The organism is Bacillus cereus group sp. MG1, from assembly GCF_040460035.1.
GTDB lineage: Bacteria > Bacillota > Bacilli > Bacillales > Bacillaceae_G > Bacillus_A > Bacillus_A cereus.
In genome coordinates this window covers 1,542,775-1,567,991 of record NZ_JARVGY010000001.1, presented here as the reverse complement: position 1 = coordinate 1,567,991, position 25,217 = coordinate 1,542,775, and the positions used below count along the sequence as shown (strand labels likewise).

Genomic DNA, 25,217 nt, shown 5'->3' with positions numbered 1-25,217 from the left:
AATAAACATTTCTGAAAATTCAAAATATTTACAAAAATCACAAAAGTGATACATTTAAGGTGCAAGTTATAAAAAACTATTAAAGGGGGATTTATTATGTTCAAGAAATTAGTAGTTGGAGCATTAGCAGCTGGTATCGCATTAACAGGGGGGATCGGGGCTGCGTCGGCAAGTACAGAAGATACAACAAATTCAAAAAGCCTAACGATGGCGTATTCCTGTCCTGATTATATTGGTAATGGTAAATATGCACAAACTATTTATAACCCAGGTGGAACAAATGCTGTTTATGCAAACACATATACTGAAATGACTTGTCACGGAAAAATAAAGTGGTATTTTAAATGAAAAAAAGCAGACGGTGGCGGTTACTACGAAGGAGAGGTAATAAAATAAGTTTTTATGAAAAGCCTCAATATCTGAGGCTTTTTTCTTTGTATAGGATTATCCCTCATAAAAAAAGACACCCAAAGGTGCCTTCCGACTTGAACCGCTTTAATTTTAATAATATGTATTGGACTCTCATCCAAATATTATTTTACTATGTTAAGTATTATTGGTCATTGAGAAAAAATAAAATTACTCATAAGAGTGCTTATTCTTCAATCTAATGTTTTTTACTAGATTTTTTATGTCCTTTATTTCGTTCACAAGCCACGCCATCTCCATCACGATCTAAATGCGAAGCATAAGCTGGGCTATCTGGAGTTATATCATAGTAACCGGCATTATTTGCATCTGTACAGTTTGCAAAGTGTACTTTCTCTTGCTGAGGTGCTGTATTAGCTGCAGCTTTTTGTTGCTCCTGTTCTTTTGCTTCACCTGCTTCTTGTTGTTTCTTTTGTTCTTCCTGTTGTCTTTGAGCCTCTTCTTGTTTGCGTTGTTCATCTAATCGCTTTTGCTCTTCAGCCTGTTTTTGTTCCTCAGCTTGCTTTTGTTCTTCTAACTTCTTTTGTTCCTCAGCTTGTTTTTGTTCTTCGGCTTTTTTCTGTTCTTCTATTTTCTTTTGTTCCTCTTCCTGTTTTTGCTCATCTATCTTCTTTTGTTTATCTTCTTTTTTAGTTTCTTGTTTTGGTTCTTCTGATGTATTTGCTTTATCATTTGAACCACAAGCAGCCAATCCCATAAGTAACACGCTGCATGCTAAAGCCATTAATAATTTTTTGCGCATAATTTAATTCCTCCAAGATATATATAATGTAATATTTCTGGACAATCTTATCAAAATAAACATCTGTATATTGTCATATCGTGTCGAATGAGAATAAAAAAGATAGCCATAACTCTCAATGGAAAAATGATAAGAATTTACCGATGGATATTAGAGCAATATCCTCTATTTTTTACTAATATTAAATAATAGTTTTTATCAAATCTATCGGGAGATGTGGTTTTAATGTGGGGTAGGGGTGTGTATCAAAAGGTGTACCTTTTGGGAATGTTAAATTTTATATTTTTATAAACTTAATACCATATTAAGGTGATAGTAGATTGTAAGAGTGATAATAGGTGTAGATTTAAAATAAAATTCGATTATTTATAATAAAGATAGATAATTTGTAATAAAGATTGATAAAAGAACCTGTGTTGATATGATCTTAGGGTCATCCAAATTACGTGACCTCATTGATAAAAATAAATAGGTTAATCATTCGACACTTTTATTGAAAGGAGAGAGAATTATGTTTTTTATAGCATATTTGCCTATTTTTTTGTACTTATTATTAGAATTTTATAGAAGTTCACCTGTTAAAGAAGAAAAACAAAATAGTGGTTCTAGTTTTTTTATCGGAGCAGTTTTAGCCTTGATGATAACCATTCCAGAGATTATGTATTTCTTTACAATAAATAAGGTTAATTCATTTCTGTTTTTTGGTGTTATTGTTGGGCTAATTGGTGTATGGATTAGATTTTCTTCAATGAATACATTAGGGCGATTTTACAGTAGGAACGTCGGAATGCAGGGAGAACATAAGTTAATTCAAAGCGGTCTGTATAAATATATTCGCCATCCTGGTTATTTAGGTTCTTTTCTGACCTTTTTAGGGTTTGCTATATCTTCATCTTCGTTCATTGCCATTATCATAAATATCTTTTTATTTTTTCTTGCGTATTCGTATCGTATAAAAGTTGAAGAGAGAACCCTTGTTACACTATTTGGTGAACAATATAAACAATATCAGTCCAAGACTTGGCGAATTATTCCGTTTCTATACTAGAAATTATAGGAGAAAGTTCAAAATAAGTTACTAAAGTCATTTTTCCTTATTCAGCTAACGGGTGCGTTAGTTCCAAAAAATAAGATGATTCCCTTGTATTTTTACACTCCTTTAAATAATCTAAACCTATGTTATTTAACATCTATTATATTAGAAAATTGCAGTTTTATCTTGTTATAAAAAGCATCGGTACATAAAACAGCGCTATTTGGTGGATCAATATTAACAACAGTCATATAGCTAGAGAGTAAATAGCCATCTTCATAATATGTAATTAGTATTTCTTCTTCAGATAATAAGGAACATAACAACATGTTCTCAATCAGTTCTTTTTCTTCAGCGGTTGAGATTGGACGGGGTACCCTATACGTTTCTTAATTATTTTAATTGTACTAGAAATTGTGAATAAAAAAAGAGAGCCGAAGCCCTCTATAATAACTACTAATAACCATGGTCACTACTCTCATGGTAATATGAATTTGATTCACCACAACAAATACATGTTGTTTGTTGGATAAATAATGGACTAAGTTCAGCGTTAGCTGTAGTGGCATTTGAGAAAGTAATACTTTGAACATCCTCAAATAAGAAAGTTTTTCTATCTCCTGGTGTTAATGTAATTGTTTGTGGGGTTGTGGAATTAAATGTTCTAATAGTCAATGTAACAAACGAAGCAAATACAGGGCTAAAACTAAAACGAATTAGAGTTTTATTGTGATTAGTTGTAAAATTTTCAAATAGGGTAATTGTAGAACCGGGTGGGATTTCAAGACTTGTGGGGGTAGTTTCAGATCCAAAAATTGTAAATGTCTCTATGAAACAGTTACTGGAGTTTGAAGAGTTACATGATTTATCTTTTTTCTTGTAATATTTCTTTCCATCTTTACAGAAATAATCTGCCATATCTAATCATTCCTCTCAAAAAAGAGTTTAAGGTTGTCCCATATTATATTATGAAGGTTGTATAAAAAGGTTCTAGTTTAAAAAGAGTAAAAAAAAAGAGAGCCGAAGCCCTCATTGGATAAATTGGTAATTTTTTTGAAAAACGGCCTTGCTGCCGTCCGTCTAGCCCCTCATAAGCTCGTTGGATGTCGTTGCAAAATTTGAAACTTATTGCTAATCATAAAAAAGACACCCAAAGGTGCCTTCCTCCGACTTGAACCGCTTTAATTTTAATAATATGTATTGGAATCTCATCAAAATAGTATTTTACTACGTTAATTAATATTGATCATTGAGAAAAAATAAAAGCACTCTTTCGAGTGCCTATTTTATTTAGATACAGTAGCTTTATCTTTACGGAAGATACCCATTAATCTTCCGATATCAGTAACAGTCATTATTAATGAAGTTTTATTAATGAATTTAACCAGCATTTTTATGTGAATCAGCACATGTGAGTGGATTTGATTTTGGAAAGAAGAAAGGGACACTCTATATTCAGTTAGCTATGGAAGAACTCATGAATCAATTGTCCCCTGTTCAAACAATGGAGATTTCAGAGGCACACATTGGACAGTATCAAAAATTACCAGCTCGTGTTATTATTCATCGATTAACAAAAGAACAAACAGAGAAAAGGTTGAAGGAACAAGCAAAAAAAGAAAAGAAGAAAGGTATTGCCTACAAAGAACGAAGTAAACGGTTGAGTGGGATCAACGTGTATATTACGAGTCTTTCTACAGAAAATGTTCCAACGGAACATATCCATGACTTGTATTCATTACGCTGGCAAATTGAAATTTTGTTCAAAATATGGAAATCTTTTTTTAAAATTGACAGGTGCAAAGAAATTAAGAAAGAACGCTTAGAATGCCATTTATATGGGCAACTCATTAGTATTTTACTCTGTTTATCGACGATGTTCAAAATGCGTCAGTTACTCTTGGATAAGAAAAAGAAAGAGTTAAGTGAATACAAATCCATCTATATGATAAAGAATTATTATCAATTGTTTTATGAGGGACTACAAAAGAGCATCCATGAATTATTAAAAGTTTTGCTGCGTTTGTTTTACCTTTTAGAGAAAAACGGGAGAAAATCTCATCGGTATGAAAAGAAAACCGTTTTTGATATTTTAGGTGTTGTGTATGATTATATGTTGTCAAAAAGTTTCAAGGTTGCATAATATTTTTTAAAATGCCCAGTTAATAGGTTTATTTGTTATGCCTATCTTTAGAACAGTCGTAGAAATTTAAAGGAATAATCCTCACATATAACCTCTTAGCGCCCTAAGGTTGATGGCGATGTGGCGGCATCCCATTGCTATCAACCTAACAGAACAGGTTGATAGCAAAAGTTTTTTATACAAAATAACATCAAAAAATACGTCTTGAACAAGTGTTAAAAAAGAAAGCTGAAGGGCAAGTATATCCTTTTGGAGTCTTTTTAAGAGAAAATGATACAATGAAGATAATATTAGGAAATTATGGGGATGATTACGTTGCTTACTTTAATAAAATTTGTAGTTAGTTATGCTGCAAGTCTATTTGCTTTTATTTTTGGATGGTTCTTAATTTCATATATTTTTAATCCTAGCTTTATTCACCCGGACGTTTTACAGGGATTCATAAAAACTATCGTCACTTATGGTAGTATACCAGCTCTTATAGCTTGTTTACTTGGGGAAGTCTTATATAGGAAAATTAAACGATGTAGAGAGTTTCAATTTGGAATTCCTTTATTTATAGGACTAGCATTGATCTATACACTTATACTATATCTTTTTCTTTTTACTTTTACTTTTTCACATTTCTTTGACTTCGTTGCACCTGTTATTATGGGTTCCTTAGCATTTTATTTAGTACGTAGAAAAATATAATTTTCGTTTTGATGCATTATAATAGCTATCTCTGAATCACCAGTTTCAAAAAGCCTTCATGCAATGATGATTGCATGAAGGCTTTTGATGTTTTCTTATTTTTTTGTATCGTTAACCCATGTAATAATGTCCTGGATGACGTATTCGGGAACGTTAGCAGGGATTTCGTATTCACTAGGAAGACTTAATTCTCCGTCACCCTCCGTGAAGAAATGATTCAATTTCGGATATTTTTTGAACTGAACATTCCCGCGGTTTGAAAGTCCTTTCTGCCATTTTGTATATTCATCTTTTACTGTTACTTGATAATCACGTGCTCCTTGCAGAATGAGTAAAGGCTCTTTTCGTGATTTTGCCTCTTCAACTGGACGCAACCTAGAAACATCATACATAAAATGAGGTGACCCAAAATTGTAGCCAGCTGGAGGATGGTCAGGATTGAAAGTAGGATCCTGAATAAAAGCAGCCTGTCTTTTTAGTTCATCGATTTCTTCCTTTGGTTTCCTAAGGTATTGATACTGATCAATGGCAATGTCAGTCAAAGGGCGTGCAGGTGGTGCGAGTAAGATGCTTCCTCGGACAAGTGAGGAAGGTGCTTTGCTTAGTATACGTGGCATTGTGCCAGCTCCTAGGCTATGTCCAAGAATGAAAATATTATTTGGATCAATGCCTTCCTGCTGCACTGCTGACTTTGCTGCATATATGGCATCATCTGTAGTATCACGGTCTAACGTAACAGGTTCTGCACTCATCTTTAATGCATGTTCTAAGGTGCGTTTTTCATAGCGCAACACTGCAATTCCGTTGGATGAAAGGCCCACCGCAAGGTCTCGTAAGATTTTTGTTCCCATATATGTGCTATCGCGATCATGGATGCCAGCACCATGAACAAGAACAACTACGGGCAGCTTTTCACCACGCTTATGTTTCGGAACTGTTAATGTGGATGGTAACGGATAGGTAGAATTTCCAATGACGATTTCACGTTCTTGATAGAAATCAGGTTGATCATAGCTAGGATGGGGGATGGTAAAATATTCCTCGGGTGACCTTTCTCCAACTTCATCTACTTTCCCGCCAGGTGTGAATTTAAGGAGTAGCGGTATGGTAGTTCCTTCGGTAGCTGCTGGAATTTCTACCGTCTGATGGACCAAGTTTCGTTCTTTTATCACGGGGGTTCCCATGCTTTTTATCCTGCTCCAGCCACTTTGTGTCCACCAGTTTTGTAATGTGGTTGCTGTAAACTTGGATTGAAAAGCAGCAGACGTCAACTGTATTGCCTCTGCATACTTACCTTGCTGGAGATATTCAAAAAATAATGATGTACGCTCCATTAAAGAGACTAGTTTCTTTTCAGCAGATTGTTCCTCATGTGTATCTGCGTGAATAGTTGTTGTAAGCGGGAAAGATGAAACGCCTAAAGAAAAGAGTAGGGTAAAGGTAAGGACTGATTTTTGTATTTTCTTTTTTTTATTCATGTTTCAACCTCCAATATGTGATGGTACAAAACAGGTATGGTAATTAGAATTCTGGTGCGAAAACTTCAAAATATTTGCAAGCAATCTCCAAAACTTGGACATACTAATATTATTATTCTAAAAAAATGTAAATTTCTTCTCTTGTTACATGCATATTAATCCCAGAAATAATCTTTCTTCCTTCACTTTATATTTTGATTATACGAAGCAAAGCTCTCGTTTTTCTTACTTGATACTTACAAATTCCTTAAGTAGAGGATATTTTAAAATTTTGGCTGTATGAATATGTAGCGGTACTCCTATGTTAAGAGATAGCTTAAGGACCGAGGATTATATTGTTTTTATAAAGAGTTGATGTTATGTTTGTTTTGTAACATATGGTGTTTTATGCATGTAGGAGGATTTATTGAAGAAATTATTAATATTGTTTTTATTAGCTACATTTTGTCTACAGATTACAGGATGTTCTAATAATATGGGTACACTAAGGGAGAAGTCTAAAACTTTAACAACTGTGAAGTCTAAACGCATCAATAAAGGGTGGTACAAACATATGTAATAGTTTGTATCACCCTTTGTTGATGTTAGAAGTCATAAGGAAAAGGTTGATAGTTAGATATTTTTCATAAAGAAAAGACACCCATATATGATATGATCCCCTTATAGTAGACAGTAAAAAGAAAGCACATTAATCTGTTTACTATGGAGGGGATTTTTCTATGGGCAAAATTAGAGTAACTTATGATATAGAATTTAAGAAAAAAGCAGTAAATTTATACTTGAAAGAAGGAATGGGATACAAAACGGTTGCTAAAGAATTAGGAATTGATCACTCGGTAGTAAGACGTTGGGTGAAACACTTTGAAGCTGAAGGTATCAAAGGACTAGAAGAAAAACGTGGTAAAACGAAAGGTCCAGGTATAGGTAGACCAAAAAACAATCCAGAAGATCCAGAAGCTAAAATGAAACGATTAGAAGCGGAGAATGCAATGTTAAAAAAGCTCTTAGGGATGTAAAAGGAGGAGTGGAATCTGTACCAAAAACGAGGAAGTTTGAAGCCATCAAAGGGCTATCAGAAAAAGGTTATGCAGTTACCATTCTATGTGATATCGCTGGAGTAACTAGAGGTGGGTACTACAAATGGATTAAGCGACAGTTGACGCCTTCTGAAAAACAATTGGAAGATACCGAAATAAAAAAGAAGATATTGGAGTGTCATAAAAAACTTAAAGGGATTTATGGATACAGGAGAGTACAAGTTTGGCTGAAAGCCACTTATAACCTTCATTTTAATCACAAACGTATACAAAGGTTGATGGGTGAACTAGGTATCAAAGCTATTATTAGGAGAAAACGACCTTATTACGGGAAGAAAGAAGCTTATGTGATTTCAGATAACCATCTGAACAGGGATTTTCAAGCTTCCAAACCAAACGAAAAATGGGTAACAGATATTACCTATTTGATTTTCAATGGACAGAGATTGTACTTATCCGCTATTAAAGACCTATACAACAATGAAATTGTTGCCTATGAAATTAGCCGTAGAAATGACCTAAAACTAGTACTAGACACACTTAAAAAAGCAAGAAAAAAACGAAACGTGAAAGGGATTCTCCTGCATAGTGATCAGGGGTTCCAGTACACATCTCGTCAATATAATCAACTACTCAAAAAATATCAGATGAAGGCTAGTATGTCCAGAAAGGGAAACTGTTGGGACAATGCTTGTATAGAAAGCTTCTTCAGTCACTTTAAGTCAGAGTGTTTTCATTTATACTCTTTCCGCACAGCTGATGAGGTTAAGTTTGCTGTGCGCAAATATATACACTTTTATAATCACCAAAGGTTCCAAAAGAAACTAAATAACCTGAGTCCATATAAATATAGAACTCAGGTTGCTTAGTTGTGTTTTTTGAATACTGTCTACTTGACAGGGGTCACTTCATATAAGAGTGTCCTTTCTAATAGTTTTTTAGCAGAAGCAACTGCATCCGATAATGATTAATAGTATAAAGAGTACAACAAGCAAAGCAAATCCTCCAGCAAAACCACAGCCTTCTCCGCAACTACCACCATAGCCCATAATAGTTCCTCCTTTAGGTAAGAGGATTAAAACTAAGGTTCATTCATGTATTTTAACGGGTTCAATTTACTTTATGTTTTTAAGAATGAATGGAGCAGGTCCTTTTAAAAATAAAGAAAAGACCCCCCTAAAGTGCCTTCCTTCAACTTGAACCATCTTAATTTTAATAATATATTGGACTCCTATCCGAATACTATTTTACTATGCTAATTTTTTTGTTCATTGAGGGGTAGCACCACATCGCTATCAAGTTAAGCTTATGCAAAGTCAATTTTAGGCGAGATTGTTTCTTTTTTCTAAGGAGCAAGTATAGGTGATTGAAAGATTTGCATACGAAATAAACCCTACCGGGTTTCACTTTTTTGAATTAAGCGGCTTGATTATCAGACATAGAATTGTAAACGACACCTAATATATCAAAGACCGTTTTTTTCTCATATCGATGAGATTTCCGCCCGTTTTGCTGTAGAAGATTGAACAGACGAAGTAACACCTTTGATAGCTCTTGGGTGTTTTTCTGTATAGTTTGGAATAGAAGAAGAAAATAGTCTTTAATCATATATATGGCTTTATACTCACTAAGCTCTCGTTTTTTCTTCATGAGGAGCAATTGGCGCATTTGAAACATGATAGAAGAACAGAGTAGAATGGCAATCAATTGACCATATAAATGGCACTCTAATCGTTCTGCTTTTATCTTTTTACAATGATGAATTTGAAAGAATGACTTCCACGTTTTAAATAAAATTTCGATTTGCCAACGCAAAGAATACCAGTCATGTACCTGTCCCATAGGGACAATATCTGTAGGGGTGTTTGTCATATATACATTGATACCGCTGAGTCGTTTACTACGAGGAGAATACTTCATTCCTTTCTTTTTTTCTCTTACAGCTTGATCTTGTAATCGTTTTTGTTGCTGTTGTTTTGTTAATCGATGAACAATTACACGAGCTGGCACTTTATCATTCATTCCTACATAAGCATCAGCTACTTCACACGTTTGTCCTGGTTGAAGGGAGTTCATTAACGTCTCTATATCTATCTGTATATACTCTGTACCTTTCTTAATTCTTCCATCTTGAAAATAATCAGGGTTAGGATTTTTTTGATACATACGTGTGTTCGACTTGATACGAGAGATATAGTAGGCCTCTTTATCTTGTATATATTGAAGGTCTTTTAAATGAAAATAACCTAAATCTCGGATACATAAATCATTTGCTGTCACAGTTGGGGCACACAAAGAGCCGTAAGTGCGATCATGTTGTTTACCTGGACCTGTATGAATATGAAGGAACTGTCCACTTAACAAATCATACTCAAGTTGAATTTTTATCCCAGCTGTATGGCTACATCCTCCTGCACCTGGATAAACCGATGAAAATACATCAGGGAGTTGAAATGCAGTTGAATCTAAAATACGAATACGCTTAAAAACAGAAGTATATGGAGAAGAAATCGGTATAGATGAGGTCAATTTTCGGCTTAGTAGTTCAGCTAGTATGTGTTGTAGAAATTGGACGGCTGCTTTATTAAATCGTTGGTTCAGTCCCTCGGGACTGATGAGCACTTCTGTCGAGGCTTCTAAACAGCTAGATAACTGAGTTAAAGACGTCGTAGCGATATTTTGGTTCATCCATACACATAAAGCGACTAAATCTTTTGCTTGGTACTTACTGGTTCGTTGTACGAAACCAACATCTCGAGCAAGATTCCGTAAGGTATTTGGAGATAAAAAACGTTGAATCTCTTGAGCAAATAGTTGTAATTCATCAGAAACAGACATAAAAAACGCCATCCTTTCCTATGATTCTACAGAAAGAATAGCGTTTTTTTCTCTTTATGGATACATTTTTTTAGCTCGATAGCGATGTGGTGTTACCTCAAATATAATTATTTTATTTGAAGGTCCCTTTTAAATTTTTATTAAATCTTTTCATAGGTTGATATACAAGGACGTGTAATGATAAACCTATCACTGCAGTAATGTTCAAAATAATACTTATAATCATTAAAGACCATTCTATAACTGGAGAAAAGTATCCGTTCGTGCTTAATGTAGAAGAACTGATACCTAGTAGTAAAATCACTATTAGTAAAGGTAAGTTTTTAACCAATTTGAATCCCCCTTTTAAATATAATATCTTTATATTATTATATCACACTGGATTATGTAATTAATATAAGATAGTTATCTATGAGAATTTAACATATTTTCTCTTTTTGGGGGTGACCTACTTCTTTAGCTTGATAGCGATGGGGTAGCACCACACATCCATCAACTTAAGGTATATTTTTAAACAAAATGCGGCCTTTCCATATAGTTTTTTATTATCTTTTGTAGATTTTATAAAAGCGGGCATATCAAATAAACCCTGACGGGTTTCAATTTTTTACTATGCTACCTGATGAGTAGAAGTGGTATACTCATAGATAACACCCAAAATATCAAAGACTGTCTTTTTCTCGTATCGATGAGATTTTCGTCCGTTGTGCTGTAGGAGGTTAAACAGACGAAGGAGAACCTTTGATAATTCTTGGGTGTTTTTGTGTAATGCTTGGTAAAAAAGTGAAAAATAATCCTTAATTATGTACATCGCTTTATATTCACTTAGCTCTTTCTGTTTCTTACGTAATAGGAGTTCTCGCATTTTAAACATAGTAGAAGAACATAATAGAATACTAATGAGTTGCCCATAAAGATGACATTCTAATCGCTCTTGTTTAATAGATTTACAACGATGAATTTGAAACCAAGATTTCCATATTTTAAATAACAGCTCAATTTGCCAACGTAATGAATATAAATCATAGATTTTCTCTTTTGGTACCCATTCCGTAGGAATGTTTGTCATATATACCGTAATACCTTGTAAAAGCTTTGTACGCTCTGTATATGTAATTCCTTTTTTCTTTTCACGAATAGCTCGGTCACGTAGGCGTTTCTGTTTTTGCTCCTCGGTACACCTATAAACTACAATACGAGTAGGCAATTTGTCCTTACTCCCTACATATACATCGTGTAATTCATACACTTGGCCAGGTTGTAGTTGTTTCATAATGTCTTCCAAATGAATTTGTATATATACTGGTTTCAATTGAGAGGGTTTTGTTTTAAATACCACTGTTTCGAACTCTTTTCTATATATTTTAGTTGGTAACTTAAGACGAGATAAATAATACCCCTGCTTGTCTTGAATAGACTTAAAGTCTTGTAGACGAAAATATCCTAAGTCACGAATATACAGCTCATTCTTTTGTATCATGCCTGTTCGAGTCGCACCATACACCTGATCACTTCGTTTTCCTGGTTCAATTTTCACATCAGAAAATTCCCCACTCAACAAGTCATACTCTAGTTGAATTTTCACACCAGCTTTATGACTACATCCTCCGGCACCAGGATAGGTAGATGCGAATCGATCTGGAACCTGAAAGGTTGTAGAATCAAGGATGCGAATGCGCTCAAAGTAGGAAGAAAGAGAATGAGAAATCTTAGATACGCCTCCAATTTTAGCTTGTAGAAGTGTAGTAAATACAGTTCGAAAGAAGGCTACAGAAGCAGAGTTAAATCGCCGATTAAGTCCTTCCGGACTTAATAAAACTCCTGTTGAAGTTTCTAATTGACTACATAGTTGAGTAAGAGAGGTAGTAGCGACTTGTTGATTTAGCCATACACACAAAGATAAGAAATGGTGCCCGTGGCACTTACGTTTTCGTTTCATTCCGCCTGCTTCTATGGCTAATTGATTAAGTGTAGCGGGAGACATATATCGATATAACTCTTCAGCGAATAAAGATAATTCTTGTTTTTGATTCATATTCATAAAAAACACGTCACCCTTTCTTATTAACATAAGAAAATAGTAACGTGCTTTTAACTTCAAAAATAGTCTAAATCCTTAAGTTGATGGATGTGGGGTACAGACACATGCCCATCAACCTAAAGTTTTATTACACCCCCAGAACGAAATTTTTAGGATTTCTTGTAACGAAAAAGCTTATTTATCGTTTTGGGGGTGAACTGTTTTCTTAGGTTGGTAGCGATGTGGCGAGACCCCTACCAATAAATAGATAGCTAATCAGTAATGTGGAAACTGAATAAGCAAAAACTCTCATACATGTTGCAACTCCAATTAAAATAAGACAAGCTAGAATTGCCTTTTTTGCTCCATACTTCTTATTCACCTTAACTGTAAATAATGCAAACACGCCCATACATAATACGGGAATAGATGTTTGGTGGTGTAATTATTTATTTAATCGTTTCAGTAATAACTCTCGTAAGCTGTCCGATAGTGCATCCACCTCAATTATCTGTTCTATTGCTTCTATATTGTATTTGTCGTGGAACTTAACATGATTGACTTGTGAAATTGATACTTTTTTAGGATGCGATGCAACGAGTTGTAAAAAAAAACGACCTTTAATCAATCCTTTTTTTTACATTTCCTTTTTCTAAAACCACAGAAAAGATAAGTACTATAGTTAACACCATAATAAACCTTACTTCACTTCCATCACTTAGAAAAAATGAATACAAAGTATAAATTAAAATTAATATTCCATAAATAATTTTGTACAATGAACTTCCACCTTCTCCTATATATATTTTAGTATAAAAGTTTAATTCAAGTCCTAGATCAAAATAAAAATAAAAAGGACCTGTGATGTACACAAAGTGCTTTTCTCTTGTCAATTTATCTATTTTCACTATACTTATCTATTTTCTTTTTATAACTCAAACTTCTTAGAACCGTACTTTTAGCTTTTTGCAATTCATTTTATTTATATGGAATATGTTTTTATCTGTCTGTACATCTTCAACATTTTCTCCATCTACTAATGGCGTGCCCTGTTAATACTGTTGTAACCCCCTCCTTTTGTTTGATTACTTGTATCATAAAACAAGTATCTGAAGTTTATATGTAGTCTATCTAGAATCTATGTAAATTAAAAAAATTTCTAACAAACTGTTTGTATTGTAACGTTACCACCAAAACTATTGCTCTAAACACCATAATTTGAAGAAACAGTACCCCATGTTCTAACCCTCAATTCCTCCTACACCTCTATGTTGAGTAAAACTAGTTAATCTCTATAATATAAAAAGAGCACCCCTTTTGGGATGCTCTTCGTTATAACTATATATTATTTAATTTTCTTCATTTGTTGGTACCATTTTTCCTTGTTGAGAATCCGTACCTGTACCTTCTGATTTTTCAACAGTTTTTGCATGTTTTCCAGGTTGTGATTCTGTACCTCCATTTGTTTCTACCATTTTTCCTTGTTGAGAATCTGTACCTGTACCTTCTGTTCTTTCAACAGTTTTTGCATGTTTTCCAGGTTGTGATTCTGTACCTTCTTTTGTTTCTACCATTTTTCCTTGTTGAGAATCTGTACCTGTACCTTCTGATTTTTCAACAGTTTTTACATCTCCTTTAGATGCTGGCACTGCATCTTTAGGTAAATCAAAGTTTTGTGAGGAAGACGTTGTTCCATCTGCACTCTGTGTAATTACTTGATTTGAATTTTCATTTGACTTTAAATTGTCCGTTTTCGCATCATCTGCACCAATTGCACCACCCGCTAATAATCCTGTACTTAAAAATGCTCCTGCTAATAATGTTTTAATCATTTTTCATTACCTCCTGTTTATTTGTAATATTCATCAAAAAAGTATCTAGAGTTAATGTTTTAGTCATTATCTTTATCTACTTGCTTTTTGATTACATTTAGCATAAGGCAAGAATCTATAGTTGATATGGACTGTATCTGGAGATTATGTAAAGAAAAATAGATGATCAATTGTATATCCTAATGAATGCTTAGACAAGATTAACATTTTATATGAGTTTGATAGTTGAATTATCCTTTGTTTTTGATTGTAAGGTTTATGGCTGGGGTAAAGCAAATTAAGGACCTAATCTTTTCTAATTTGGAAGTAAACTTTTGGCTAAAAGTTTACTTTGGAGATGCCTTGTTATTATGATTAGAATTTTACATCTGGAATGAATTTCCGAATACAAAAGTGAAAAATATGGAATAATAATTTCCTAAATTCGGAATAAATATTATATTCTAAATATAAGGGGTGCGGCAACCATTCCTCCTTTTTGGATCCACTGACAAATGATTAAGTCAACAGTGGCAAGAGAATTTGGAACAAACACAGATTAGTCTTGGTATATTTTTCAACATACTGAAGGTGCAGACTCAATCATATTTAGTGACTGAGTCTGCACCTTCAATTTTTAGATTATCTTTTTTATAAATATATTTTTGTACATATGCGTTTTATATAGTGACTTCTAATAATAAGGAAGTAAATAATTTGCATACAAGTAAAGCTTACTAATACAACAATTGAACTTTGAATAACGGACATTTCCTTACTTACTCTTTGTCCTAATTGGTGAAAAGTTAGAAATGCAAAACTGCTGTGAACCATAGCCACTACAATCGGTAAGAAAAATAGTATCATCATTTGTCTTGTCACAATTTGCTTTAACTCTTTTTGGTTTAAACCTAATTTTGAAATCATTTGATATTGCTCTTTATCACGTTCTAAATCAGTAAATAGACGGAAATATAAAAAACTTAGCGTAAATACGAAAAATAAAATTCCCACCAATACACTTGTAATAGAAAGTAATCCGTTTTGTTGTTTCAGTTCAAGCCATTTTAAATTTAAAGATGAAAAGGCATAATAATCATCTTGACTCGTACCAATGAACTTCATAAGTTTTGTAGAAACTTCAGTTGTTTCAGGCCAATTTTTTATGATAAAACCGTATATAGTGTAATCTCGGAGTATACTTTCTTGTTGAATATTTAGGACTTTACTGTAAATAGCATCAGAGACAATAACAGGTGTATAAAACGTGGAGAATTCTGGGATATAAACTGTTTTTTGAACAGAAAGTGGTACTTCTAGTTCACCATGTTTTAATTCAAATGTTTTTTGATCCTCTGCACTTTTGTGGTTTTTCTTTGGTAGTATAGCGATACTTTCATTTTCATTTGTTAATTTCTCTATTTCATACCCTAATTTTTTAGCGTATTCATTATACGTAGAAAGATTAATTAATACCAATCCGTTTTGTGTCACTTTAAATTTTGTTGCTACAAGTTTATAAGAAAATCCAGATTCTTTTAATTGCTTTTTTATCTCTTCAATATGGGATTTTTCTAGTGTATTCCCCTTATCCGATTGATAGGTAAATGCATATGGGGTCTCATGTTTTGCCAATTCAGGATTTGCGATAGCCGTACAAACTCCAATTGCTGTAAATGATACTGCGGATATAATTGTAACTATAAAGAACGTTCTCGCATTATCTTTCATTCGATACATTAATTCTGAGATAACAAGAAGATTGGTTCTTTTAAAGAATGTAGTTTCTCTATTTTTTAAAGTGTATATCACATATACACACAATTGATTGAAGAAAAAATAGGTTCCAAATACGATACATATGACACCTACTCCTACGAGTAGTAATAATTGTTTCAAACTCATGTAATCCACTGCGACGATACTGTGGTGAACGGAGGAGTAACCTACTCCAATTAAAATAATTGCCAACAACGATATCCAAACAGATACTTTAGGCTCAGGTTTTGGTTTCTCCTCTGATTTTATGAGTTCTACAAGCTCATTCATTTTCACCATTTTTGATGTAAACAATGAAATGAGTAGAAATAAAACAAAAAAGGAAATACATGTTACTCCCATAGACTTTAATGGAAAATAAAATGCTAACGCATGCTCTATTGCCAATAAAGACCCACTAATTAGTAAAACTAATTTAGAAAAAACCATCCCAAGCGCAATGCCTGCTAGTATAGAAGGGATTCCAATCAACATGTTTTCGAAAAAAATTAATCGATGAAGCTGTTGATGAGACATTCCATGTAACATTAATAATCCAAACTCTTTTGTTCTATTTTTTAAAAGTGCGCTAACAGAATAGAAAATAAATAAGAAAGAGAAAACAAAAATTAAGTAATACGATAGTTGAAATCCTATTTTCCCAAATGTGCTCATTATAGTACTTACATGAGTCAGTTCGCCTTGTAGGTTCGGATGAAAGACAAGTAGCCCATAAGTAAAAAAAATCATTACCGCAAATGTGCTACTAAAAAAATGGCCAAGATATATTCGTTTATTCCGTGTAACATTATTAAATGCGAGTTGTCGAAAAGTCATTTTTATTCTCTCCTAGCATAGAAAGACTGTCCATAATATTTTGATAAAATAATGGACGATTGTCATTGTAGCAAATTTCATGATATAACTGTCCATCTTTAATAAAAATAACGCGGTCACAGTAACTTGCAGCAACTGGATCGTACGTTACTAACATCATTGCTGTCTTTTCTTCTTTATTTAATTGTATTAATATCTCCATTACATCTTGAGAAGCTTTAGAATCTAAGTTTCCTGTTGGTTCATCAGCAAGAACCAGTTTAGGAGAATGAATGAGTGCATGGGCAATCCCTGTTCACTGTGCTTGTCCTCCTGATATTTCATATGTTCGTTTATTCAAAATTTTACTGATTCCTAATTTCTTCGAAATAGATTCTACTCGTTTATTTATTCTTTTCACATTTATGCCATCTAATACGAGCGGAAGAACCATATTCTCTTTTGCTGTTAATGTATGCAACAAGTTAAAGGATTGAAAGACGAATCCTAATTCCTGTCTGCGAAATAAGGCTAAATCATTGGGTAAAAGTTGATACGGATTTTTACTATTAATGAATACACTACCTGATATTGGTGAGTCAATAGTAGAAATCATATTCAATAACGTTGTTTTACCACTACCCGAAAGACCCATAATTCCAATAAATTCTCCTTCTGTAATTGTTAAATTTTATATTTGAAAGTGCTGTATGTGAAACCTTTCTTGTGTATTCTTTACTAAGATCTTTTACTATTTTCATATGAGAAATCCCCTCCAAATTTATACAATAAGAATGAGAGTTAATTGATGATGGCCCTTATCCCCTGAATCGTTTCCGTACCCTTGCATGCACTATACAAACAAAGGCGAAGTCTTCAAACGGACTCCGCCTTTTCGATGTATCATGAATTACAGCCAGTACTAGTAGCCTCCTCATAATATTTCCTCATACATTCATATCTCTGTTTATTTCTTAAAAAACTTTGCAACAGAACCAAATTTACGTTATTTCTTTGCGGAAATAGGTTGAGACCAAATATTTTTATCATTTAATTGTACTTCAAAAACATATATAGGCTGAGAGAAACCTTTTGTATCAGTATAGTAATCTATATTATATTTTGTAATGAATAATGTATCACCTGCTTTGAAAGATCCTATAGGATCGAAGTCTCCTTGTTTCAGTTTTTGAAATGCTTCCTTCGGAGAAAGAATTTCAACATCTCGAACATGTGATTTTTTTGTAACGAAATCTTTGTAAACAGGCATTTTTTTCCCTTCGTCTTTTAACTCTATTGATGTTTTTATAGTAACATGAGACATATCAGTTTTTGTAATGGGATCAATAGGCATATTCCCAAATTCTTTCATTTGATACGAAATCATTATTCCGAGTGCAACGAAATTTACTGTAATGGGAAGGTATAAATATTTGATTATTTTTGTATCTGTTTCTTTTTTTTTCAAAAATATAAGAACTATGTTTAACACAGAATACCCTAGCATCATGCCTAAAGTATTATGAAGTAAATCGGCTAGTTCCATACTTCCGCGTTGCAGTATAAATTCAAGAATTTCAATCAATAAACTTGCTATAATTGAGATGATTAACATCCATTTTGTTTTTTGAAAAACCTTACTAAATAGAGGGAATAAAATTCCTAACGGAAAAAGCATAACTATATTTAAAATAATATGGAAAAAAGAAGAAAATGAAAAGGTATTCCATGCTTTTTTATAAACACTAAGTACATCGAAGTCAATTGTTCTTGCAAAAACCATATCATCTGAACGACCAAATGAAGTAGCTGATAATGCAAAGGAATAGTATCCTATTATTAATATAAACAATATAATTTGTTGTACAGTAAGTTTTTTTTCTCCTTTATATATCTTTTTGTATACTACAAAATAGCTAAAAACAAATATAAGTAGTAACAAGAATGCGAGTAGTATCGTAGGAATCGCATAACTAGCAATTAGATTGAAAATAAAGTTCATTTTACACCTCTGTTTTTATGAATTAAATATTTAATAGTTTTTATATACTATTCTAGATAGATTGCTACTCCTAATAATAATTAACATAGGATTATATACTGGTATCCATGTTCTATTGACTGCGTATGCACTTTTCTGTTTAGAGTTATCTTTTTTATGAATTTAATTTTGTACATATGCGTTTTATATAGTGATTTCTAATAATAAGGAAGTAAATAATTTGCATGTAAATATAGCTTACTAATACAACAATTGAGCTTTGAATAACGGACATTTCCCTATTTGCTCTTTGTCCTAATTGGTGCAAAGTTAGAAATGCAAAACTGCTGTGAATCATAGCCACTACAATCGGTAAAAAAATAGGATCCTCATTTGTCTTGTCACAATTGATGGTCTAGTTTCGTATTTCCTTATTTAAACTGTAATACTTGGTCGAATGTTTTAAGCACTAAAATAACTTGATATCGCACCACAGATTTTTCATGAATGTATCTGTTATTCATTGTAGTAGTGAGATTATTTTTCTCATATTGAATTGCCTTACATTTTGCTTACATACTTGTAATGTTTCTGAAAATACAGTTTATAAGTCTCTCAGCAATAATTTTTTTGGGGGATATAGCAAAGAGGGATTTTTTATATGCACATTACTATACCGAACTAGATTTTGGTATAGTATTTTTTTGCAACTGATTGTGTTTTTTTACCAAACACGTATAAAAATCAATAGTATGAAAGTAAACTACTGGATAAAAGTTTACATTGGAGTTTTGAATCATTTATAGTTAATTTTGTAATAAATTTCTCAATATTGATATACTTGTTAATTATGGTTTTAATATTCAAAATTAATAAAAAGTATTGTAGTTCTTGTGCGAAAAGATTCAGTTCATTTGAGATGATTGGGTTCATCAAAAACGCCATCCTTTCTGTATATTTCTACAAAAAGAATAGCGCTTTTTTGTTTTATGGATACAGATTTATCTTAGCTTAATAGCAATTAGTGTAACATCCATGTGTATACATGGTCTTTTTCATACTGTCTACCTAAAGGGGATAATATCAATCAAAAGCGGGCTTTTGATATTCTGGTTTAGGTTAACTGCACCACTTTAAAACGAATAGGACTCCCCATCAGATGGCACTAAAATAGTGTTAGATAATCCTTTCTTATCAATAAAGTCATTCAATTCCTTTCTGGTTAATAGGCAATGGTTAAGTGATTCCATATGAGAAACGATAATTTTGGCCTGTGGTGCTGCCTGTTTTGTGTCATAAATATCCTCTTTTGTCATTGTAATAGGGCCACCTTCTAGAAACTGAGCAGCACCTCCATTGATCACAATAACTTCAGGGTCGTGCGTGTCAATTGCTTGTTGAACATCGTTACACCATATTGTATCACCTGCCACATACAATCTCGGCTCGTCTGGATGATTAAATACGATACCTGATACTTCACCGGTAAACTTTGTGATTTCGCCAGTTCCATGTTGTCCATTTGTTTTAAATAGCTTAATTTCTTCTATGTTGGTAACATGCTGTAAAGATTCTATATTGTGAAAGCCTTCTTTATTAATAGCCTCAATATCATGTTCATTTTGTGCATAGATTTTTATATCCTTAGGTAAAACTTTTTTAGCAACTTCGTCAAAGTGATCAGGATGTAAATGCGTGATGATAACCGCATCAACCTGAATAATTTCTTCTATAGAAATTGGTAAACTAACTAACGGATTTCTCATATCTTGATTTGGTGTATTTGGAAACGGTGGAATGGATCCTTTGTCAGCTAAAAAAGGATCGATCAAAAACTTCTTGTCTGCATAATGTACAACAAGTGTTGCATTACGTATAAGTCTAATATCCATGCGGTATTCCTCCCTTTTATATGATTCAACAATAGTATAAAATATGAGAGAAATCATGTTACATAGATAAAATCAAAAATTTATAAGGTTTGACTTGAAATGTGAAAGGATGTGTCACGGTGTTAGATGATACAGATAAAAAAATACTAGAAGCGTTATTGAAAAATGGCCGTACGTCAATGAAGGAATTAGGAGAAAAAGTCCATCTGACAGGGCAAGCAACCTCATCTAGAGTAATAAGGCTGGAAGAGAAAGGCATCATAGAAGGTTATACGATTAAACTGAATGAAAGAAAACTAGGTTACTATGTTCACGCATTTATAAATATTTATACAAGGAGCATTCAACACAGTTCCTATTTATCATTTGTAAAAACACAACACGAATATATCATAAAGAACTTCAAAATTAGCGGTGAAGGTTGTTATCTTCTAGAGTGTAAGTTTCCATCTAATGAAGCCCTTGATCAATTCTTAACTCAACTAAACGAACATGCTAATTACAAATTATCTATCGTAATTAAATAGAAGAACCATCGATATAAAAAAACGCTATTCTTGCTGGAGAAATATATATAAAGAATAGCATTTTTTTCATTTTAGGGAAATGTTGTTTTATAATATCCCAAAACAAGATTTTATGCTAATTTGTAATAAAAAAGCTCATTTTTTCGTTTTGGGGCTGGTTTGTATTCTTAAGTTGATGGGCATGGGGTACCGTCTGCATTTTGGAAAAACCCCATGCTAAGCAAAAAATACGATGAGCCGTCCATACGGACGGCTCATTTACATAATTTTCGTTAGCGGAAGTTATTTTAAAAGTTCTATTAAACAACAAAAACAGTCTTGATTAATCAAGACTGTTTTTGTTTGTGAAAAATTTATCTATCAGTTTAGAATCTTTGTTGTTTAGTAAAATACCTTGTGTATGTTTTTTGTCTGTATCTTTAGCAATTGTAATTTCGTTTTTATCATTGATCAAAACGAAATATTGTTCTTTGGAATCATCTTTTAATGTAACTGTCATGTTAGTGTGGATTGAATCTTTTGTTTGTTTATCTAGTGAGATTTCTTTAGGTGTTCCTGTTTCGATAGCTGTTTTGATAGCTTTTGTTATTTCTTCATTGTCTGTTGTTGATTTAGAGTGGCTATCTTTTCCAGCGGAATCTAATCTGATTTCCTGTATATCTTTCTCTTTTAATTGGATAGTTGCACTTTCTTTTGTATCAGTAGGTTTTGATGAAGAAAGATTAGAACATCCCATAGGAATTAAGAATAATATGCTAAGAGAACATAACTGTAGAATCTTTTTCGTTTTTTTTCATTGTTTTCACCCCTTCCTTTTAATTGTAATAACATTCTGACAAATTCGATAGACTTTTTATTTGAATACCTTTATGTATGATTAAAAATTGGATGTATACCATATGCATATGAAGTTAACATAACGTCTCATTATCAGTAGCAAAGAGAAAGACGTTCCCTTACTCTCACAAGGGATTTTTCTTTTTCTATGACTCTATGCATCTTTATATACATTCTTATTCTGGGGCGCCTTTTGGCTTCCTTATAGTTCCCGATGTCTCCCTATTTTTTGCATAAGTTCTTGCATACTCTTAGCGTGTTTTTTTTCCGAAATGCTGGCAGGACACCTAATAACAACACTATAAAAAGACTTAAATTCCTCATAAGGATTAAGTCTTTTTTCATCTCACCTTTATATAAATATAAAACAAAATATAAAAACACTTAGCTTATTTTTTGTTTTTGGAATACCTAATTTCTTAAGTTGATGGATGTGGTGCTACCTCTCATATATCATTACCCAATATTTTTCTTCTAGCTCACCTTCTTCAATAACTTTTTTCCAGCCCATATTCTCATAAAACTTTAATGCTTTTTGATTTTTAGAAACACACTTTAATCTTAATGGTATATTCATCTTTTCTATGGAAGCATGAAGTAACTGTCTTCCAACCCCCTTACCAAAGAACTCAGGATGTACAAATAAATTGTGTATAAAGTTTTCAGGTAAATATAAAGAAGCAAATCCGAGGATATGATTATCTTCCTCTGCTAGTAGTATATGTTCTCCTTCAGTATGTTTATCAAAATCTTCTACAGTCATTTCATTTCTATCTAGCTAATGAAAACTTTCACGCCGTGATTCTAAATATATCCTTCTTAAATTAGGGTAGTCTAATGCAGTTGCTACTCTAATATTCATTTTCTCACTCTCTCTTCCTTTTTTTAATTAAATAAATCTAACCGTTTCTAGAGTAAACGGTTAAATTTACGAGAGAAATTTATTCACTCGTATCTCTTTAAAACAATGGCTGCATTATGACCTCCGAAACCAAATGAGTTAGATAGACCTATATTTATTTTCACTTGGCGAGCAACAGATGGTACATAATCCAGATCACATAATGGATCAAGATTTTCTAAGTTAATTGTTGGAGGAACTGTCCCTTCCTTTAAGCTCATTGCTAGAGCAATTGCTTCAACTCCACCAGCTGCCCCTAACATATGACCAAGCATAGATTTATTAGCTGTTACCGGAATCTGATAAGCTTGTTTTCCAAACAGTTGCTTAATAGCCATCGTTTCAGAGATGTCCCCCACTTTTGTACTTGTTGCATGGGCACTAATAACATCAACTTCTTCAGGCGATATATTGGCATTTTTTAAAGCTGATCTCATTGCAAGATAAGCACCTTTACCTTCCGGATGTGTAGCTACGATATGGTATGCGTCTGAACTTGCACCATATCCAATGACTTCTGCATAAATCTTTGCCTCTCTATGTAAAGCATGAGATAAAGATTCTAAGATTAGAATTCCAGCTCCTTCTGACATGACAAATCCATCTCGATTTTCATCAAATGGACGACTAGCTTTAGTGGGATTATCGTTTCTTGTTGATAATGCTGTAGCGTTACCAAAACTGGCTATTGATAAGTCTGTTATAGCTGACTCTGTTCCACCCGCAAATATAACGTCAGCTTCCCCAGAACGAATTAGTCTAAAGGCTTCCCCGATAGATGTATTTCCAATTGCACAGGCAGAAACAGGTGACATAGAAGGTCCCATCGCATTCCACTTGATACTAATTTGTGCTGCAGCAGCATTAGACATTATGGCAGGTACTAGAGTTGGGCTGACTCTTCTTGGTCCCTTCTGCCTAAGTGCATCAACATTTTCAATCAAGGTTTCAATCCCTCCGATACCTGAACCTACGTATACGCCTAACCTTTCTACATCTATACGATCGAGGTCTAACTTAGAATCTGACCAAGCTTGTTCAGCTGCAGCCAAAGCAAATTGAGAAAAACGATCTAAACGTCTTGCTTCTTTCTTTCCTAAAACTTCATCTGCATCAAAATCTTGGACGATACCTGCAATTTTTGTTTTATGATTGGTAACATCAAAAGTATCGATATTGACTATACCAGATTCCCCTTTAATTAGATTGTTCCAAAATGTTTTGATGTCGTTTCCTATAGGAGAAACTACGCCCATACCAGTAATCACAACTCTTTCCACTTTGCAATCCCTCCAATCAATAATATACTTGTATTTTACAGTCAATTTATCCTATTACAAGGGGGGATTTATCCTAGTATAACTACTACTAGGATAAATTGATAAGATAAGGAGTTTTAAAAATGAATAATAAAACAAGGCTTAAAGCTCTGTCGGCATTCTTAAAAGCTAAGCGCGCCCAAATTAGTCCAGAGTCTATTGGTTTGTCTGCCGGAAACCGGAGAAGAACACCTGGGTTACGAAGAGAAGAGGTTGCGCAGTTAGCAGGTGTAAGCACCACTTGGTATACATGGCTAGAGCAAGGAAGAGATATAAAGGTTTCTACAATCGTACTTGATTGTATTTCTAAAGCTTTGCAATTAAATAATGATGAAACAGACTACTTATATGACCTGGCATTCGAAACAAATTCAGAAAGTACAAGTCCAAAAAAGGATCAATCAAAGCTTAGCCCTTCTTTAATACGAATACTAGATGAATTAACATATTGTCCAACTATCATTACGGATCGACATTGCCATATTATGGGCTGGAATCCTGCAGCTGCTCATGTTTTTTTAGATTTTGAACAAATACCAAATAATCAAAGAAATTTGATTCGTTTAGTATTCACTAGAAAAGAGTTAAAAGCATTGGCCGTCAATTGGGAACATTTCGTGAAAGGTTTTCTTGCTATTTTCCGTACCTATTATGGACGCTATTTAGACGATGAATGGTACAGCCAGTTTATTGAAGAAATGAGTCGTTCTCATCCAGAATTCCAGAATTTATGGCAAGAAAGTCAAGTGAGTAAGGCTCCAGACATGATAATTGAATTCAGACATGCTAAAGCAGGCAAAATGTTGTTTAATTTAACTTCTTTTCAAGTTCAAGGTGATATGGATTTACGGTGTAGTATCTATACGCCAGTAGGGGAAACGGATACAGAAAATAAATTAAAGCGATTAATGAAGAGGGTATCCGTTGAAAATTAATAAAGTAAGTTCATTACATTAGCAAAA

The 25,217-nt window shown here is 33.3% G+C and carries 22 protein-coding genes and 8 pseudogenes; 10 read left to right on the top strand and 20 right to left on the bottom strand.

The genetic code is table 11. From position 1 onward, the window contains the following. Window positions 1-96: 96 nt before the first annotated feature. Window positions 97-348 carry a hypothetical protein gene (locus tag QCI79_RS08130; RefSeq protein ID WP_021727880.1) on the top strand — a complete coding sequence of 84 codons (252 nt, stop codon included), beginning with the start codon at window positions 97-99 and terminating at the stop codon, window positions 346-348. Window positions 349-607: 259 nt separating this feature from the next. Here the strand turns inward: QCI79_RS08130 and QCI79_RS08125 are convergent, their stop codons facing one another. Next, on the bottom strand, window positions 608-1,171 hold the full coding sequence (locus QCI79_RS08125; protein WP_021727881.1) for an excalibur calcium-binding domain-containing protein: 564 nt from the start codon (window positions 1,169-1,171) through the stop codon (window positions 608-610). A gap of 511 nt (window positions 1,172-1,682) precedes the next feature. Between QCI79_RS08125 and QCI79_RS08120 the strand changes: the two genes are divergently transcribed. Beyond that, window positions 1,683-2,219, top strand: a complete 537-nt coding sequence (locus tag QCI79_RS08120; RefSeq protein WP_000465023.1) for a methyltransferase family protein — start codon at window positions 1,683-1,685, stop codon at window positions 2,217-2,219. Between the two features lie 131 nt (window positions 2,220-2,350). Here the strand turns inward: QCI79_RS08120 and QCI79_RS08115 are convergent. Together QCI79_RS08115 and QCI79_RS08110 are read right to left on the bottom strand one after the other, a co-directional pair. Beyond that, window positions 2,351-2,593 (bottom strand): annotated as a pseudogene (locus QCI79_RS08115) (YolD-like family protein); the annotation flags it as partial. 67 nt (window positions 2,594-2,660) lie between these two features. Beyond that, window positions 2,661-3,122 (bottom strand): hypothetical protein, encoded by a 462-nt coding sequence (locus QCI79_RS08110; protein ID WP_000796354.1) that lies wholly within the window; start codon window positions 3,120-3,122, stop codon window positions 2,661-2,663. A gap of 517 nt (window positions 3,123-3,639) precedes the next feature. Between QCI79_RS08110 and QCI79_RS08105 the strand changes: the two are divergent. The 3 genes and pseudogenes from QCI79_RS08105 to QCI79_RS08095 all read left to right on the top strand — a co-directional run. After that, window positions 3,640-4,347, top strand: a pseudogene (locus QCI79_RS08105) (transposase); the annotation flags it as partial. 158 nt (window positions 4,348-4,505) lie between these two features. Beyond that, a pseudogene (locus QCI79_RS08100) lies at window positions 4,506-4,628 on the top strand (GNAT family N-acetyltransferase); the annotation flags it as partial. Window positions 4,629-4,653: 25 nt separating this feature from the next. After that, a complete protein-coding gene (locus QCI79_RS08095; protein WP_000631593.1) occupies window positions 4,654-5,040 on the top strand; it encodes a hypothetical protein in 387 nt (128 codons plus the stop codon). Between the two features lie 95 nt (window positions 5,041-5,135). Here QCI79_RS08095 and QCI79_RS08090 read toward each other — a convergent pair whose 3' ends face one another. Beyond that, window positions 5,136-6,518, bottom strand: a complete 1,383-nt coding sequence (locus tag QCI79_RS08090; protein ID WP_001035256.1) for an alpha/beta hydrolase — start codon at window positions 6,516-6,518, stop codon at window positions 5,136-5,138. Window positions 6,519-7,237: 719 nt separating this feature from the next. Between QCI79_RS08090 and QCI79_RS08085 the strand changes: the two genes are divergently transcribed. Both QCI79_RS08085 and QCI79_RS08080 read left to right on the top strand, forming a co-directional pair. After that, window positions 7,238-7,534 carry a transposase gene (locus QCI79_RS08085; RefSeq protein ID WP_000516529.1) on the top strand — a complete coding sequence of 99 codons (297 nt, stop codon included), beginning with the start codon at window positions 7,238-7,240 and terminating at the stop codon, window positions 7,532-7,534. An 8-nt stretch (window positions 7,535-7,542) separates the two neighbouring features. After that, window positions 7,543-8,424, top strand: a complete 882-nt coding sequence (locus QCI79_RS08080) for an IS3 family transposase (RefSeq protein ID WP_000446736.1) — start codon at window positions 7,543-7,545, stop codon at window positions 8,422-8,424. Window positions 8,425-8,493: 69 nt separating this feature from the next. On the opposite strand, the gene QCI79_RS08075 is transcribed toward QCI79_RS08080, so the two are convergent. The 10 genes and pseudogenes from QCI79_RS08075 to QCI79_RS08030 all read right to left on the bottom strand — a co-directional run bounded on the left by QCI79_RS08075 (window position 8,494) and on the right by QCI79_RS08030 (window position 17,559). Further along, window positions 8,494-8,604: a YjcZ family sporulation protein gene (locus QCI79_RS08075; RefSeq protein WP_000540371.1), complete on the bottom strand. Its 111-nt coding sequence runs from the start codon at window positions 8,602-8,604 to the stop codon at window positions 8,494-8,496. A 367-nt stretch (window positions 8,605-8,971) separates the two neighbouring features. After that, complete coding sequence (locus QCI79_RS08070) at window positions 8,972-10,393, bottom strand: IS4-like element ISBth4 family transposase (RefSeq protein ID WP_000116413.1); 1,422 nt, start codon at window positions 10,391-10,393, stop codon at window positions 8,972-8,974. 112 nt (window positions 10,394-10,505) lie between these two features. Beyond that, on the bottom strand, window positions 10,506-10,724 hold the full coding sequence (locus tag QCI79_RS08065; protein ID WP_000240401.1) for a hypothetical protein: 219 nt from the start codon (window positions 10,722-10,724) through the stop codon (window positions 10,506-10,508). Window positions 10,725-11,003: 279 nt separating this feature from the next. Next, window positions 11,004-12,434: an IS4 family transposase gene (locus QCI79_RS08060; protein WP_021729018.1), complete on the bottom strand. Its 1,431-nt coding sequence runs from the start codon at window positions 12,432-12,434 to the stop codon at window positions 11,004-11,006. A 211-nt stretch (window positions 12,435-12,645) separates the two neighbouring features. Beyond that, a pseudogene (locus tag QCI79_RS08055) lies at window positions 12,646-12,846 on the bottom strand (MFS transporter); the annotation flags it as partial. A 12-nt stretch (window positions 12,847-12,858) separates the two neighbouring features. Then, window positions 12,859-13,041 (bottom strand): 3-alpha domain-containing protein, encoded by a 183-nt coding sequence (locus tag QCI79_RS08050; RefSeq protein ID WP_000589741.1) that lies wholly within the window; start codon window positions 13,039-13,041, stop codon window positions 12,859-12,861. After that, window positions 13,034-13,321, bottom strand: coding sequence for a hypothetical protein (locus tag QCI79_RS08045; RefSeq protein ID WP_124728865.1), 288 nt, complete (start codon window positions 13,319-13,321; stop codon window positions 13,034-13,036). The genes QCI79_RS08050 and QCI79_RS08045 overlap by 8 nt, the downstream gene beginning before the upstream one ends. Window positions 13,322-13,762: 441 nt before the next feature. Then, complete coding sequence (locus QCI79_RS08040; RefSeq protein ID WP_000598086.1) at window positions 13,763-14,245, bottom strand: hypothetical protein; 483 nt, start codon at window positions 14,243-14,245, stop codon at window positions 13,763-13,765. A 630-nt stretch (window positions 14,246-14,875) separates the two neighbouring features. Continuing rightward, window positions 14,876-16,819, bottom strand: a complete 1,944-nt coding sequence (locus QCI79_RS08035; RefSeq protein ID WP_000144210.1) for an FtsX-like permease family protein — start codon at window positions 16,817-16,819, stop codon at window positions 14,876-14,878. Next, window positions 16,794-17,559 (bottom strand): annotated as a pseudogene (locus tag QCI79_RS08030) (ABC transporter ATP-binding protein). The gene QCI79_RS08035 and the pseudogene QCI79_RS08030 overlap by 26 nt, the downstream one beginning before the upstream one ends. A gap of 83 nt (window positions 17,560-17,642) precedes the next feature. On the opposite strand from QCI79_RS08030, the pseudogene QCI79_RS08025 reads away from it, so the two are divergent. Beyond that, a pseudogene (locus tag QCI79_RS08025) lies at window positions 17,643-17,738 on the top strand (IS6 family transposase); the annotation flags it as partial. Between the two features lie 66 nt (window positions 17,739-17,804). Here the strand turns inward: QCI79_RS08025 and QCI79_RS08020 are convergent. The 3 genes and pseudogenes from QCI79_RS08020 to QCI79_RS08010 all read right to left on the bottom strand — a co-directional run bounded on the left by QCI79_RS08020 (window position 17,805) and on the right by QCI79_RS08010 (window position 20,671). Next, window positions 17,805-18,800 (bottom strand): VanZ family protein, encoded by a 996-nt coding sequence (locus QCI79_RS08020; RefSeq protein WP_016109363.1) that lies wholly within the window; start codon window positions 18,798-18,800, stop codon window positions 17,805-17,807. A 154-nt stretch (window positions 18,801-18,954) separates the two neighbouring features. Further along, window positions 18,955-19,187: pseudogene (locus tag QCI79_RS08015) on the bottom strand (ABC transporter permease); the annotation flags it as partial. 725 nt (window positions 19,188-19,912) lie between these two features. Continuing rightward, the gene (locus QCI79_RS08010) at window positions 19,913-20,671 is read right to left on the bottom strand and encodes an MBL fold metallo-hydrolase (protein WP_000354667.1); all 759 of its coding nucleotides are present in this window, start codon (window positions 20,669-20,671) and stop codon (window positions 19,913-19,915) included. 119 nt (window positions 20,672-20,790) lie between these two features. Here QCI79_RS08010 and QCI79_RS08005 point away from each other — a divergent pair, with 119 nt between their 5' ends. Continuing rightward, complete coding sequence (locus QCI79_RS08005; RefSeq protein WP_000883327.1) at window positions 20,791-21,198, top strand: Lrp/AsnC family transcriptional regulator; 408 nt, start codon at window positions 20,791-20,793, stop codon at window positions 21,196-21,198. A gap of 322 nt (window positions 21,199-21,520) precedes the next feature. On the opposite strand, the gene QCI79_RS08000 is transcribed toward QCI79_RS08005, so the two are convergent. From QCI79_RS08000 to fabF, 3 genes and pseudogenes are all read right to left on the bottom strand, one after another. Continuing rightward, window positions 21,521-21,934, bottom strand: coding sequence for a hypothetical protein (locus QCI79_RS08000; RefSeq protein ID WP_000501912.1), 414 nt, complete (start codon window positions 21,932-21,934; stop codon window positions 21,521-21,523). 540 nt (window positions 21,935-22,474) lie between these two features. Next, a pseudogene (locus QCI79_RS07995) lies at window positions 22,475-22,897 on the bottom strand (GNAT family N-acetyltransferase). 83 nt (window positions 22,898-22,980) lie between these two features. Next, window positions 22,981-24,216, bottom strand: a complete 1,236-nt coding sequence (gene fabF, locus QCI79_RS07990; protein ID WP_000442906.1) for a beta-ketoacyl-ACP synthase II — start codon at window positions 24,214-24,216, stop codon at window positions 22,981-22,983. A 122-nt stretch (window positions 24,217-24,338) separates the two neighbouring features. On the opposite strand from fabF, the gene QCI79_RS07985 reads away from it, so the two are divergent. Continuing rightward, entirely contained in the window at window positions 24,339-25,190 is an 852-nt protein-coding gene (locus QCI79_RS07985; protein ID WP_001060884.1) for a helix-turn-helix transcriptional regulator, read from the top strand. Window positions 25,191-25,217 lie beyond the last annotated feature (27 nt).

What these genes read in the sequence shown, in the direction of transcription:
- QCI79_RS08010 (WP_000354667.1), bottom strand. Translation starts at nt 20,671, where the DNA reads ATGGATATTAGACTTATACGTAATGCAACACTTGTTGTACATTATGCA.
- QCI79_RS08070 (WP_000116413.1), bottom strand. Translation starts at nt 10,393, where the DNA reads ATGTCTGTTTCTGATGAATTACAACTATTTGCTCAAGAGATTCAACGT.
- QCI79_RS08085 (WP_000516529.1), top strand. Translation starts at nt 7,238, where the DNA reads ATGGGCAAAATTAGAGTAACTTATGATATAGAATTTAAGAAAAAAGCA.
- QCI79_RS08095 (WP_000631593.1), top strand. Translation starts at nt 4,654, where the DNA reads ATGATTACGTTGCTTACTTTAATAAAATTTGTAGTTAGTTATGCTGCA.
- QCI79_RS08000 (WP_000501912.1), bottom strand. Translation starts at nt 21,934, where the DNA reads ATGGGATGTTCTAATCTTTCTTCATCAAAACCTACTGATACAAAAGAA.
- QCI79_RS08035 (WP_000144210.1), bottom strand. Translation starts at nt 16,819, where the DNA reads ATGACTTTTCGACAACTCGCATTTAATAATGTTACACGGAATAAACGA.
- QCI79_RS08120 (WP_000465023.1), top strand. Translation starts at nt 1,683, where the DNA reads ATGTTTTTTATAGCATATTTGCCTATTTTTTTGTACTTATTATTAGAA.
- QCI79_RS08125 (WP_021727881.1), bottom strand. Translation starts at nt 1,171, where the DNA reads ATGCGCAAAAAATTATTAATGGCTTTAGCATGCAGCGTGTTACTTATG.
- QCI79_RS08040 (WP_000598086.1), bottom strand. Translation starts at nt 14,245, where the DNA reads ATGATTAAAACATTATTAGCAGGAGCATTTTTAAGTACAGGATTATTA.
- QCI79_RS08110 (WP_000796354.1), bottom strand. Translation starts at nt 3,122, where the DNA reads ATGGCAGATTATTTCTGTAAAGATGGAAAGAAATATTACAAGAAAAAA.
- QCI79_RS07985 (WP_001060884.1), top strand. Translation starts at nt 24,339, where the DNA reads ATGAATAATAAAACAAGGCTTAAAGCTCTGTCGGCATTCTTAAAAGCT.
- QCI79_RS08075 (WP_000540371.1), bottom strand. Translation starts at nt 8,604, where the DNA reads ATGGGCTATGGTGGTAGTTGCGGAGAAGGCTGTGGTTTTGCTGGAGGA.
- QCI79_RS08060 (WP_021729018.1), bottom strand. Translation starts at nt 12,434, where the DNA reads ATGAATATGAATCAAAAACAAGAATTATCTTTATTCGCTGAAGAGTTA.
- QCI79_RS08130 (WP_021727880.1), top strand. Translation starts at nt 97, where the DNA reads ATGTTCAAGAAATTAGTAGTTGGAGCATTAGCAGCTGGTATCGCATTA.
- QCI79_RS08020 (WP_016109363.1), bottom strand. Translation starts at nt 18,800, where the DNA reads ATGAACTTTATTTTCAATCTAATTGCTAGTTATGCGATTCCTACGATA.
- QCI79_RS08090 (WP_001035256.1), bottom strand. Translation starts at nt 6,518, where the DNA reads ATGAATAAAAAAAAGAAAATACAAAAATCAGTCCTTACCTTTACCCTA.